This is a genomic window from Pseudooceanicola marinus, from assembly GCF_002786295.1.
GTDB lineage: Bacteria > Pseudomonadota > Alphaproteobacteria > Rhodobacterales > Rhodobacteraceae > Pseudooceanicola > Pseudooceanicola marinus.
In genome coordinates this window covers 468,145-481,207 of sequence record NZ_PGTC01000010.1, presented here as the reverse complement: position 1 = coordinate 481,207, position 13,063 = coordinate 468,145, and the positions used below count along the sequence as shown (strand labels likewise).

Here is a 13,063-nt window from a genome sequence, read left to right as displayed (position 1 = left end):
GGATGAGCAGAGTTTTACTCTTTCCCGATGCGACGCAGAACGGAGTCGAGCTTCCGCCCCTGAGCGGAGATGCCCGCGGGCGCATCCTTGACCATGTTGTAGTAGGCCGCCGGGTCGTAGATCTCGACGTTCAGGCCGAGGTTCTCGGCCGTCAGCAGGCCCATGGTGGACAGCAGCGAGTAGCGCGACAGCACCTCGTCGACCTGTGAAGAAAGGTAGTCGACACGGGCATCCAGCAGCGCCTGTTCCTGGGTCAGCACGTCAAGCGTCGTGCGGGACCCGAGGTTGGCCTCTTCGCGAACGCCCTCGAAGGCCACTTCGGCGGCGCGCACCTGTTCCTCGCCGGCGACCGAGGCCGCACGGGCGATTTGAACGCCTGAGAAGGCATTGCCGACGTTCTGGGTCACGTCGGTGCTGACCACACGCAGGTTGGCCAGCTGCGCGTCCCGGTTCAGGACAGCTTGGCGACGGGCCGATGCGATGGCGCCCCCGCTGTAGATCGGGCCGGAGGCGCCGAGGCCGATGGAACGGTTGTTGGTGGTGAAATCATTGTCCACGTTACGCGAGATCGACACGCTGGCCGACAGGTCGATGTCGGGCGCCACCTGAAGGTCGGCCTGCCGCATGCGCAGCTCCGCCACCGTCACCTGGCGGCGGGCGGCATTCATGCTGGGATGGGTCTGCAGGCCGATGTTGACGGCCTCTGACACCTGGCCGGGCACCCGGCCCAGGCGGGCGGGCGGCGCCAGATCGCCGGGCTTGTGCCCCACGGCCGCCTCGTACTCCAGCTGGGCCTGGATCAGCGCGCCTTGGGCAGCGGTCAGACCGGAGCGGGCGCCGGCCAGCGCAGCCTCGGCCTGGGACACGTCGGTGCGGGTGACCTCACCCACCTCGAAGCGGTCCTTGGCGGCCCGCATTTCCTCGCTCAGAAGGCGGACGTTGGCACGGCGAAGCTGCACCGTCTGCAGGGCGCGGCGCACCTCCATGTAGGCGGTCACGGCCCGCAGAAGCACCTGCTGTTCGATGGCCAGCAGCTGCTGCCGGGTCACCAGAACGGTTTCCTTGGCAATATCGAGACCCAGCTGCCCCTTGCCGAAATCGAACAGGGTATAGCTGACCGAAAGGCCGGCCCCGAGACCGTTGGTGGTCACGCCGGTGGCATCGTTGTAGTCGCTGGAGGCGTTCGCGCTCCAGGCCAGCACCGGGCGCAGCGCCGCCAGGGCGCCGGCCGCATCTTCGTCGGTGGCCTTCAACAGCAGACGGTTCTGCTCCAGCAGGCCCGAATTGCGATAGGCATCCGCCAGGGCCTGACCCAGCGTTTCCGAACTGGCGGCGCCCGGAAGCGCCACCAGAGCTGCGGCGCAGGCCGCCCCAGACAGGAGCGCCCGTGCCGAGTGCCGCAGCCCGGCGAAGATTCCGCGACGCCGGGGCGCCTTGACCTGTTCCATCATCCTGTTCTTCCTCGTTCCGCCGGTTGGCCCGGCTCAGTTTGTTTGAGACGCGGCGCCTGTCCGACCCGAAGGATCAAAGGGTGAAGGCCGCATGTCGTTCGAAACCGGGCACGACAGGCGCCCCCGCATTGAAGGAGAAGCGCCAGCTGATCTTGCCGTCGATCTTGTAGCCGACGCGCACGACACCCAGATGACCCTCGGCGAAAAGCACGCAGATGCGGCCGCCGTCCTTCAACTGGTCGGTGATCGCCTCGGGCAGGTGTTCCACCGCGCCCTCGATCAGAATCACGTCATAGGGGCCGTGTTCCGGCGCGCCCTCGGTCAGTTTGGCCTCATGCAGGATCACGTTGTCGGCGCCCAGATCGCTGAGGATCTGCTGGCTGTCGCCAGCCAGTTCGCTGTCTTCCTCGACGGCGATCACGGCCTCGGCCATGCGGGCGATGACGGCGGCGGAGTAGCCCTGGGCGGCGCCCAGATCCAGCACCAGCTCTTCGGGCTGGATGTCCAGCGCGTCCAGCATCTTGGCGAAGGTGCGCGGTTCCAGCAGGACACGGTTCCCGCCGAGGGGCAGGTTCTCGCCCAGATAGGCGGCCTCCTTGCGCTCCTGCGGCACGAACAGCTCGCGCGGAACCGAGAGCATGGCCTCGATAATCGGGAATTTGGTCACGTCGGAGGGGCGGACCTGCGCATCGACCATCATCGTGCGGCGGGCGGCGTAGTCGGTCATAACTAGACTCTTTCGTTCAGAATCCTCTCGGACCCGGTTGTGCCACAAGGATGCGACCACGGCAACGCCGCGATGTCCTGCATTCGCGCATTGCGCTTCCGGCGTCACATTTTGCATCGCCCCGGCCGGAACAGCCACAGCGATTGAAGGCATATTAACCCACCCTGCCCGATTGTACCGCCAAGAATCGACGCCAGGAGGCGCCCATGAGGGATATGTCAGAAGACAGGCAACCGCCGTCGCAGAAGCCACGGACAGAAGGCTACCGCATGCCCGGGGGCCGAACCGCCGAGCTCGGCGGCGAGGAGGTCGTCGCCCGCGCTCTACGCAATACCGTGCGCCGTTATCCCGACCGGTCCGACGCCCGTAGCGCCGGCGGCATGCTGCGCCCGCAGATCACCCCGGGCTTCCATCTGGCCCCGGGCGAGGCGGTCTTCACCATCGGCTCCTGCTTCGCCCGCAATGTCGAGGACGCCCTGACCGCCGCCGGACTGGAGGTGCCCACCACCACCTTCACCGCCCCGCCGGAGGAGGCACCGGGGCGGTCGAACCGCCTGTTGAACCAGTACAACCCCGCCACCATGCTGCAATGCCTGCGCGATGCCGAAACCGGCGAAACCAGCGCCGGCCTCTACCGGTTGCCAACCGCCACCGGAGCGGATCAGGGCGAGGCTGCGGCGGACGACGAGGAGATGGTGCAGGATTGCCTTCTGGCCACCGGCGGGCGCGCGGTGCCCCGCGCCCGCGCCCTGGAACGGCGCGCCCAGATCCGCCGTCTTTATGCCGAAGGGCTGGCGACCTGCGAGACCGTGGTGGTCACCCTGGGCCTGATCGAATGCTGGTTCGACCAGTTCGACGGCATCTACCTGAACGAGGTGCCAAACCGACGCCTGCTGCGCGCCGAACCCGACCGCTTTGTCTTTCGCCGGCTGGACATCCCGACCTGCCGCGACATGCTGTTCGAGATGATGGACCGCTTGGTCACCGAGCGCCGCCAACGGGTGCTGCTGACCCTGTCACCGGTCCCCCTTCAGACCACCTTTGCCGAAGGCGATGCGATCATGCGCAACGCCTATTCCAAGGCCGTCCTGCGCGTGGTGGCCGAAGAGGTCGCGGAGCGGTTCGATGGCGTCGACTACTTCCCCAGCTACGAGATGGTCACCTCGATGGGCCTCGCGGCCTTCGACAACGACAATGTCCACGTCCGCCCCACCGTGGTGGCAGAAGTCATCGCCCATATGACGGCCCAATACCTGCGCGGCTCGGTGAACGGGACCGCCTGAACGGGACCGGCGCGCCGGATCGCCTGCCGCTTGGGCGTGGGGCCCGCCGGGCAGCGCCGCACGGCGCCACCGCTCTGGCCATTCGCGCGCGAATGGGTCTAGCTGGGGGCAAGGATCCCCCAGACGAAAGACCCCGCGATGAATTGGACCGGCTATCTCGACGCCAACCAGGCGCGTTTCACTAAAGAGCTTCTCGACTTCCTGCGCATCCCCTCGGTCTCGGCCAAGCCCGAGAACGCCGGCGACGTGATGCGTGCCGCCCGTTGGGTGCGCGACCGGCTGGAGACAGCGGGCGTGACCGGGGCCGAGATCCTGCCGACCGCCGGCCACCCGGTCGTCCTGGCGGAGTGGATGGGCGCCGGGCCGGAGAAACCCACGATCCTGATCTACGGCCACTTCGACGTGCAACCCGCCGAGCCCTTCGACCTGTGGCAAAGCCCACCCTTCGAGCCCGAGGTGCGTGACAACCGGGTCTGGGCACGCGGAGCCTCGGACGACAAGGGCGGCATGCTGATCCCCATCCTGGCGGTCGAGGCGATGCTGAAGACCGACGGCAGGCTGCCGGTCAACGTGAAATTCTTCTTCGAGGGCCAGGAGGAGATCGGTTCCCCCGACCTGCCGCCCTTCGTGGCCGAACACGCCGACCGGCTGAAGGCCGACATGATCTTCTCCGCCGACGGCTCGCAATGGGCACCGGGGCAGCCACAGATCGTCGAGGCGCTGAAAGGGCTGGTCAGCCTGGAGGTTCATGTGCAGGGCGCGGCGGCGGACCTGCATTCCGGGCAGCACGGCGGCGGCGTGGCCAACCCCGGCATGGCCTTGGCGCAGATCCTGGCCTCGATGAAATCCCCCGAAGGCCAGATCACCGTCGAAGGTTTCTACGACGACGTGCTGCCCTTGGATGCGGAGACCCGCGCCGCCATCGCCCGCGTGCCCTATGACGAGGCCGACTACCTGGCCGAAACCGGCGCCCCCGCCGTGCTGCCCGAACCGGGCTATACGGTCCGCGAAAGCCTCTGGGCCCGGCCCACGCTGGAAGTGAACGGCATGACCTGCGGCTGGCAGGGCGCGGGCACCAAGACGGTGCTGCCCGCACAGGCCAGCGCCAAGATCACCTGCCGCCTTGTCGCCGGGCAAAGCCCCGAAGCGGTCTTCGAGACGATCCGCGCCCATGTGGCCGCCCATTGCCCACCGGGCGTAACGGCGGAGGTCACCCGAAACCCTGGCCGGGCCGAGCCCTTCCAGGTGCCCGTCGGCCACAACGCCACCGCCATCGCCGCCCAGGTTCTGGAGGAGGTCTACGGCCGCGCGCCCTACCGCACCCGCGTCGGCGGCTCGATCCCGGTCATGACCACCCTGCTGGGGGAGCTGGGCGTGCATGCGGTGATGTTCGGCTTCGGCCATGGCGACGAGAACATTCACGCCCCGAACGAGTTCTTCCGGCTGGATGCCTTCCGCACCGGCCAGCTGGCCTATGGACAGCTGATGGAGGCGCTGGCCCGCGGCTGAGGCACGCCGCGCTGTAGAGACGAAAAGGGGCGGCCCGCCGGGACCACCCCTTTTCAATGATCCGGATCAAAGCGCCTCAGAGGCCCGCGGGCAGCCACAGCGCCGGATCCTCGCCTGCCTCGGCGCGCCCCGTGACCATCAGGGGATGGGCCGGCCCCGCGGGCCGGTAGCCCGGCGCGCCGCCGGACCAGACCGCGCCCCCGCATTCCTCGACGATCAGGACGCCCGCGGCGTGGTCCCAGGGTTTCACCACCGGCGCCAGCATAAGGTCGGCGTGGCCGAGGGCCATAATGCGGTATTCATGGCAGGAACAGCGCAGGGTGAAGGCATCGCCGAACCCCTGCGCCTGTTGCCACAGGGCGGCGCGCTGTTCGGGCGCGTAAAGACGCAACGGCACGAAGGCCTGCCAGCGGTCGCGCGGCCGCGCCGGCGGGCCCGACAGGCGGCGCGGTGCCGCATCTGAACGGCAGAACCAGGCCCCGCCGCCGGGGGTGGCCGTGATCCAGTCGTCCAGCACCGGATCATACAGCAGGCCGAAGATCGTCCGCCCACCCTCGACCACCGCCAGGATCACCCCGAAATTGGCCAGCCCGTTGGCAAAGTTCCAGGTGCCGTCGACCGGGTCGATGACCACCGCCAACTCCGTCTCGGCGAAGCGGTCGAGGATCGTCGGATCCTCCGCCACCCCTTCCTCGCCGACGACCAGGGCGCCCGGCAGCAACGTCTGCGCGGCGGCGGTCAGCCGCGCCTCGGCGGCGCGATCGGCCACGGTGACCAGATCATCGGGTCCGCTCTTGGTGTCGATCTGGTCGGCCGAAAGGTTGCGAAAGCGCGGCAGGATCTCCGTCCGCGCGGCGTCGCGCACGGCCTCGATCAGGCCGGTCATCACGTCATCTGTCAGGGGCATGGAACGTCCGTTTGCAGGTCTGATTTCACATCTGGGGCAGAGCCGGCGGGCAGCGTCGGGCGCCTAGCCCTCCAGCTCCTGTTTCAGGGTCTTCGCCAGGTCCACCGGCGGGCAGGGTTTTTGCAACGTGGGCGCGACCACCTCGCCCATCTCGACCTCCAGCAGCCCGGAATAGCCGGTCATGTAGACCACCGGCATGTCGGGTCGGCGCTTGCGCACCTCGGCCGCCAGCTTGAACCCGCCAATGCCCCCCGGCATGACGACGTCGGTCAGCAGCAAGTCAAAGGGTTCGCCGGCCTCCACCAGGTCCAGGGCCTCGCGCCCCGAACTGGCCGGCAGGACCTCGTAGTTCAGGGACCGGACGACCTCGGTCACGATGCTCAGCAGGCTTTCCTCGTCCTCGACCACCAGGATCCGCTGCCCCTGCCCCTTCGGCGCCTTGGCGCGCTTGTGCGGGGCCTCGCGCCGGTTGTTCTCGGTGCCGCGCGGCAGGACCAGGCTGACGGTGGTCCCCAACCCCTCCTCCGAATAGATCCGCAACTCGCCGTTGGACTGTTCGACGAAGCCGTAGACCATCGACAGACCCAGCCCGGTGCCGGAGTTCTGGCCCTTGGTGGTGAAGAAGGGATCGATGGCGCGGCGGCGCACCTCTTCGGTCATGCCGGGGCCGTTGTCGGTGACCGAGAACTCGACATAGCGCAGGTTCTGGCCGTCATCTTCGCCCCCACCGGAGCGATAGAGGCTGGAACGGCTGTCGACCTCCGACAGGCTGCGCACGCTGACGCTGATCCGGTCCCCCATGCCGGAGGCGATGATCGCGTCGCGGCTGTTCAGCACCAGGTTCAGCAGGGCGTTCTCAAGCTGCCCCACATCGCAGAAGACGCGCAGATCCTCGTCTTCGTCGTTGATGATCAGATCGATGCTCTTCTCGATCGTGGGCGCGGCCAGATCGCGGAAATCGGCCAGCACGCGGGACGTCCTTACCGAACTTTCCATGCCCGGCTGGCGCTTGGCGAAGGCCAGCAGCCGCTTGGTCAGCTCCGCCCCCCGCCGGACCGAGGCATGGGCCGTGTCGAGGAAGGGCATCATCCGCGGCGAGGCCTCGGATTTCACCAGCTGCACCGCGTATTCGATGGTGGCCAGGATATTGTTGAAATCATGCGCCACGCCGCCGGTCAGCTGGCCGAGTGCATCGAGCCGGCCCGAGCGTTCCATCTGCTGGCGGTTGCGCTCCTGTTCGGTGATGTCGTCCAGGATCACCACGGTGGCCACATCGCCGGCATCGCGCGCCTTCACTGGCGCGGTGGACACACGCACGTAGCGCGGCTCGTCGCTGTCGGCTCTGCGCAGAAGGGCCGTTTCCCCCCGCAGCACCTCACCGCCCATGGCGCGCGCCACCGGGGTGTTGGCGCCCACGGGCACCATCTTCTCCGGGTCGATGAAGGCCAGGGCCTCCGGCCAGGGGAAGGGCATCGGACGATCCATCTCGCCCAGCATCAGGCGCCCGCAGGGGTTCACAGCGGCGATCTGGCCGCCCGCCGTCAGGCCGATCACGCCGCTCTGCGCCGCGTCCAGGATCGCGGTCAGGCGGTTGCTGACCTGGCGTGTCTCGGCCGCCAGCCGCTCGGCGTTGCGCCGCGCCAGCACGTTCTGCACGAGGAAGGCGGCGATCACCAGCAGCGAGATCAGCACCACCCCGATCTGCGCCATGCGCAGGCGCTCCGGCGTCCAGAACTCGGGGGTGCCCAGCCAATCCTCTCGCAGGGCAATATATTGCTCCGAGCTGAGGTAGCCCGGGATCACCCCGTTCAGCCGCTCGCGCACCGTCGCAAGCCCGGGACGCAGCGCAATGGCCCGTTCTGTCACCTCGAAGGGCGGGCGCACCTCCTCAATGCGGGTCTCGAACCCGCCGGACGCGGCGAGACGCCGGACGGTCATGGTGGGATAGAGGATCGCATCGACCTCCCCCGCCAGAAGCCCGTCCAGCAAACCGCCGGCATTGTCATAGACCTCCAGGTCCAGCCCGCCATGGGCCTCGGCCCGGGCGCGCGCCACGTTCTGCTCCCCCACCCCGACGCGCAGGCCCACCAGGTCATCAAGAGCGGCGATCCCTTCGCCGTTGCCCGCCCGCACGAAGATCGAATAGGGCGACTGCTGGATCGGCGTGGTGAAATCCATCCGCCGCTGGCGATCGGCGTTCACGCTGATCGGCGGCAGAATATCGTAGCGATCCGGCGCCGGGCCCGCGGCCCATTCCTCCGCCGAGATTTGCTTGAACTGCAGCTGGATGCCGGCCCGTTCCGCCAGGTCGCGCAGGCCTTCGACGCCGAAGCCGGTCAAGGTGCCGTCCTCGGTCACCACCTGGTAGGGCGGAAAGTGGCTGACCCCCACGGTCAGCACATCGGGCACCGGCGCGGCCAGGCCCAGGCCCCAGCGTTCGCCCAGTTGTGTCAGGGCGCCGCTGTCCTGCAGGCGGGCCAGCGCGGCATTGATGCGCGGCATCAGTTCGGCCCGGCTCTGGTGCAGCAGGACGTAGTGCTCCGGCTCCATCAGGGGCGGGCCGACCGTGCGCACCCGATGATCCAGGCGCCACTGGCGCAGCGTGTCGAAGATCACCTTGCGCACGCTCACCACGGCGTCAATCTGACCCAGAAGCAGGGCGCCCAGGGCGTCCTCGACCCCGCCGTAGGGCAGGATCGTATTGCGCTCCGCCAGTGCACCGGGTTCGCTGCCGGTGGTGTTGCGGATCACCCCGATCCGCGCGCCTTCCAGCGTCTCCGGCGACCAGTCCGCCGGCGCATCGATGCGGGCGATCAGGTAGACGCTGCTTTTCAGGACGGGACTCGACAGGATATTGGTGCGGCGCAGCGCCTGTTCCCCCGATGCGCCCGCCAGCATGTCGGTATCCCCGACCATCTGCGCCGCGACCACGTCGGGTGTGGACTCGTAGCCCACGAATTCCACGTCGAACCCCGCCTCGTCAGCCACCAGCCGGGCCAGCTCGGCAAAGTAGCCGGTCAGCGTGCCGTCGGACTGCATCTCGTAGATGCCGGCGTAGGGTGACCAGGGCACCCGCACCAGCGGGCGGTCCGAAGTCGCCTCCTCCGGGCCCGGCGCGTCCTGTGCCGGGGTCGCGACCGGCACCGCAAGAAACAGAAGCACAAGAAGCGGACCAAGAACGCAGATCTTGAAACGGGCGAAACGACGGTACATGCGGGTTCCCTGACTGATACCACTTCCGTTCTAGGCGAAGTGATTGGCACTGCCTACTCCTCTTGCTACCAGAAACCGCGAATGCGGCGGCATCACGGCGGCAGGGCGGCAAGGCCCGGCAGGAACCGAGCGGGGCAACGAAATGACGGGCGCGACAGGATCGGACGGGGTGAAGTCGGTGCGGCGCGCGCTGGAGTTGCTGCAGCTGCTCGGCCAACAACAGGAAGAGGGGCTGGGCGTCAGCGCCCTCGCGCGCCGCGCAGGGCTAGCGGTGTCGACCACGCATCGCCTTCTGACAACGCTGGAAGCGCAGGGGTTTGCCCAATGCGACCCCGACACCGCCAGCTGGAGCGTCGGGCGCGCCGCCTTTGCCGTGGGCGCCGCCTATGGCCGGCGCCACAGTTTCACCGGCCCGGCCCTGCCCTTCCTGCGGCGGCTCCGCGACCAGACCCATGAAACGGCCAACCTCGGCATCCTCGACCGGGATCGGCTGGTGACGATCAGCCAGGTCGAAAGCCGCGAGATCGTGCGCGCCATCGCCCCGCCCGGGGGCCAGGCGCCGATCTTCTGTTCGGGGATGGGCAAGGCCCTGCTGGCCACCTGGCCGGATGCTGAGATCACGGCGCTGGTGGCGCGGGTCGGCCTGCCACCGATGACCCCCCGCAGCCTGGTCACGACCGAGGCGGTCCTGACCGACATGGCGCGGGTCCGGCAGCGGGGCTATGCGCTGGATGACGAGGAACACGTGCCCGGCCTGCGCTGCGTCGCCGCCGTGGTCTGGGCGCCCAGTGCCGAACCCGCCTGCGCGATCTCGATCTCCGGCCTTGCGGCCCGGCTGACCCGGGACCGGCTGGACCAGGCCGGTCAGCAAGTGCGCGAGGCCGCGCGGCAACTGACCGAACGGCTGGGCGGGGTCGCCCCACCGGGCGCCCTCGGCGAGCCCAAGCCGGACTGACCGCGACTGCCCCCCCCCCCGGCCGCCCTGCGTAAGACGGGCCGCAGCATGCCCACTGCTGGCGGCGACGCCTTGCCAGAGGCCCGCGCCAGCTCTCTCGAACGACCCGCGCGGCACTGGCCGCAGTGGCGCCGCCTGCCCCGGGCACCTAGTGACGACGCCCGATCAGGCGGCCCGCGCAGACCTGCCCGCCTGGCAATGTGCCAAACGCCACTGCGCTTCTCGTCCAGGGGGGGCCAAGCCGCCCTCCTGTCGGCGACGCCCGCCCTGCGTCTTCCGGCCCCGCCGATCCCGGTCAAAGCTCGCACCACCCGCGCCCGAGAGATCAGGCGACCTGCGCCGCTCGCCCGTCGCAGGTCCCGAGCCCGGTATCGAAATGGGCCGCCGCCCCGTCCAGCGTCACCTTGAACTGGGCAATGGCCCCGGCCATGCCCTGCGCCTCTTCGTTCAACGCGACATTGGCCGAGGAGACCTCCTCCAGCATCGCGGTGTTCTTCATCGTCGCCTCGTCGAGGCTGGACATGGAGGCGTTGATGTCGCTCAGGTTCGAGGATTGCTTCACCACCGCGTCGGAGATCGACGCCATCAGCCCTGTGGCCATGCCGACCGTCTCGGAAATATCCTCGATCGTGCCCCTGGCCCGGCTGACCAGGTCGAAGCCCACGTCGACCTGACGTCGGCTCTCCTGCACGAGGCCGGTGATCTCCTCCGCCGCTTCCTTGGACCGCTGCGCCAGGGCGCGCACCTCGCTGGCGACCACGGCAAAGCCGCGTCCCGTCTCGCCCGCCCGCGCCGCTTCAACCCCGGCGTTCAGCGCCAGCAGGTTCGTCTGGAAGGTGATCGTCTCGATCATGTCGATGATCTGCTCAATCTTCTTCGACGAACTGCGGATCTGTTCCATCGCGCCGATGGTCTGATGCACCACGCTGACGCTTTCGTCGGCCCGAAGGCGCGCCCGTGTGGCCGCGTCCCGTGCCTCGCCCGAGGCCTGGGCGGTGTCGGAGATCGACGCCGACAGCTTGTCGATCGATAGCGCAGTCGCGGCCAGGGTCCCCGCTGTCTGCTCCGACCGCGCCGCAAGTTCGCGCGAGACATTGGTGATCTCGGAGCTGGCCCCGGCGATGGACTGGCCGCTGGTCGCCAGACTGCGCACCGAGGCCTCCAGGGTTTCCACGGCGGCATTGAAATCATCCCGCAGCTTGGCGTAGCCGCCCTGCATCTGGGTGCCGATGCGCACGGTCAGATCCCCGGCAGACAGCCGTTCCAGCGCGCGGGCCAGAAGGGCCATCATGGCCTCCTGCTCCTGTCGGCGGGCCTCGCGTTCGGCCTCCGCCGCGCGGGAGACCTCGGCCCGTTCCACCAGCCCGTCGCGGAAGATCTTCAGCGCCCGCGCAATGCGCCCGACCTCCCCATGCTGCCGGTCGAAGCCGGTCACCGGGCCAAGGTCCCCCCCGGCCAGACGTTCCGTCGTGCGGCTGATCGCGCCCAGGGGACGCAGGATCAGCGCCCAGGTCAGCAGCAGGGCCAGCACCAGCACCCCGGCGGAGGCCAGGGCCATGTCCCGCATGCGGCGGCCCGCGCCGGCCACGTCTTCGGTGATCGTCTCAGCCATCCTGTCGATCTGATCGCGGCTGTCGGCGCCAAGTTCGGCGGCCCGCTCGGCAATCGCGATGACCCGATCCACCGCCCCGATGGAGGCCGCCTCGGCGTCTGCTGTCGCCGAAAGGGTGGCGAGGCGCGCCGCCGCAAGACCGGTGTCGGGCGCGGCCAGGGCGACCAGCCGGTCGACCTCGCCGGCGATGCGCCCGTCCTGAAGATCGCGCCGATCCGACAAGTGCCCCGCGGCGCTGCGCAGGGCATCGGCTGCCACGCCGACCGCGTCAGCGTCCGCGCCACTGACGATCTGCAGCGCGGCGGCGGCGAAGTCGCCCAGGGCGCCGTTCAGCACCACCAGGTCCATCAGGAAGCCGAATTCCTCGTCCAGCAAACCCTGGATCGTGGCGCCGTTCTCGGCACTGGCGGCCTCGGCGCCCAGGGTCAGGTCAAACAGCAGGTCATCTACGGCGATCGCCAGCACGACATCGCTGGACTGACGCGCCGCGAGGACCTCGCCGCGCAGGCTGTCGGCGGCCACCCTGCCGCTGTTGATGGCGGCGGAGAAGACGGCCATCGCCTCGCGGATCGGCGCCCCGGGCATGGCAACGGCGGGGTTGTCCGCCAGCTCTTCCAGCCGTTGATCGAGGCGCCCTCTCGCCGCCTGCGCCAGGTCGCGCAGGATCGCCGCCTCGCCCGGGCTGGCGCTGGCGCCGGCGGCCAGGGCCAGCCCGGTCAGCAGGTTTAGGTCCGCCCGCGTTTCCAGGACCGCGCTGACGACGGCGAACCCTTCTTCCGACAGCCTCTGCAGCGTTCCGGCGACCGAGGCCATGGTTTCCTCCCCCCGCAGCACCACATCGAAATAGGCGTCGTCGGCCAGTTCCACCAACCCGCGCTGCATCGCACCCATCTGGGTCTGCAGATCCAGGATCAACTCGTCTATACGGGCTTCGCTGGCAAAGGTCGCCGCGCGGCTGTCGGCAAGGCGTCGCAGCCCGGCCGACACCTCATCGAAGGCCGGGCCCAGGTCGTGCGCCGCGTCAGGCGGCAGGGCGGAGATACGTCTTTCCAGCTGCGACAGGACCGTAGCGGTGTCTGCGCGCGCCTCTTCCAACGCCTCGGGCGTGGCGGCCAGGAGGGTCCGGGTGACCGTGTCCCGGGCCAGGTCGGCGGCGCCGATCAGCTCCGCGCTGTGTTCGACCTGCACCAGCATCTCGCCGGTCAGCCGGTCCATGTCCCGCGCGATCCGGTCAAACACCATCAAAGCGGTGGCGCCACCCACGGCGGTGGTGGCCGCCATGGCCAGGAGTATCAGCGTGACCTTGGTGCCGATCGACCCCGTCACGCGCCTGACAAGAGACATCACCATCCCCTGGGCACCCAGACACAGCTTCCATCCAGATGGCCGGCGCCGCCAAACAAGGG

The 13,063-nt window shown here is 69.0% G+C and carries 8 protein-coding genes; 3 read left to right on the top strand and 5 right to left on the bottom strand.

Annotation, left to right across the window (positions count from 1 at the left end; genetic code table 11):
- Positions 1–14: 14 nt before the first annotated feature.
- Together CVM50_RS06475 and CVM50_RS06470 are read right to left on the bottom strand one after the other, a co-directional pair.
- Positions 15–1,448, bottom strand: a complete 1,434-nt coding sequence (locus tag CVM50_RS06475; protein WP_198431862.1) for a TolC family outer membrane protein — start codon at positions 1,446–1,448, stop codon at positions 15–17.
- Between the two features lie 76 nt (positions 1,449–1,524).
- Complete coding sequence (locus CVM50_RS06470; protein WP_085887439.1) at positions 1,525–2,178, bottom strand: protein-L-isoaspartate O-methyltransferase family protein; 654 nt, start codon at positions 2,176–2,178, stop codon at positions 1,525–1,527.
- Positions 2,179–2,447: 269 nt separating this feature from the next.
- Between CVM50_RS06470 and CVM50_RS06465 the strand changes: the two genes are divergently transcribed.
- On the top strand, positions 2,448–3,461 hold the full coding sequence (locus CVM50_RS06465) for a GSCFA domain-containing protein (protein ID WP_100148441.1): 1,014 nt from the start codon (positions 2,448–2,450) through the stop codon (positions 3,459–3,461).
- A gap of 138 nt (positions 3,462–3,599) precedes the next feature.
- Entirely contained in the window at positions 3,600–4,970 is a 1,371-nt protein-coding gene (locus CVM50_RS06460; RefSeq protein ID WP_085887441.1) for a dipeptidase, read from the top strand.
- A gap of 76 nt (positions 4,971–5,046) precedes the next feature.
- Here the strand turns inward: CVM50_RS06460 and CVM50_RS06455 are convergent, their stop codons facing one another.
- Both CVM50_RS06455 and CVM50_RS06450 read right to left on the bottom strand, forming a co-directional pair.
- Positions 5,047–5,877 carry an inositol monophosphatase family protein gene (locus CVM50_RS06455; protein WP_085887442.1) on the bottom strand — a complete coding sequence of 277 codons (831 nt, stop codon included), beginning with the start codon at positions 5,875–5,877 and terminating at the stop codon, positions 5,047–5,049.
- Between the two features lie 63 nt (positions 5,878–5,940).
- The gene (locus CVM50_RS06450) at positions 5,941–9,090 is read right to left on the bottom strand and encodes a transporter substrate-binding domain-containing protein (RefSeq protein WP_085887443.1); all 3,150 of its coding nucleotides are present in this window, start codon (positions 9,088–9,090) and stop codon (positions 5,941–5,943) included.
- Positions 9,091–9,232: 142 nt separating this feature from the next.
- Between CVM50_RS06450 and CVM50_RS06445 the strand changes: the two genes are divergently transcribed.
- Positions 9,233–10,045 (top strand): IclR family transcriptional regulator, encoded by an 813-nt coding sequence (locus CVM50_RS06445; protein WP_085887444.1) that lies wholly within the window; start codon positions 9,233–9,235, stop codon positions 10,043–10,045.
- Positions 10,046–10,370: 325 nt separating this feature from the next.
- On the opposite strand, the gene CVM50_RS06440 is transcribed toward CVM50_RS06445, so the two are convergent.
- The gene (locus CVM50_RS06440) at positions 10,371–13,001 is read right to left on the bottom strand and encodes a methyl-accepting chemotaxis protein (RefSeq protein ID WP_085887445.1); all 2,631 of its coding nucleotides are present in this window, start codon (positions 12,999–13,001) and stop codon (positions 10,371–10,373) included.
- Positions 13,002–13,063: the final 62 nt, after the last annotated feature.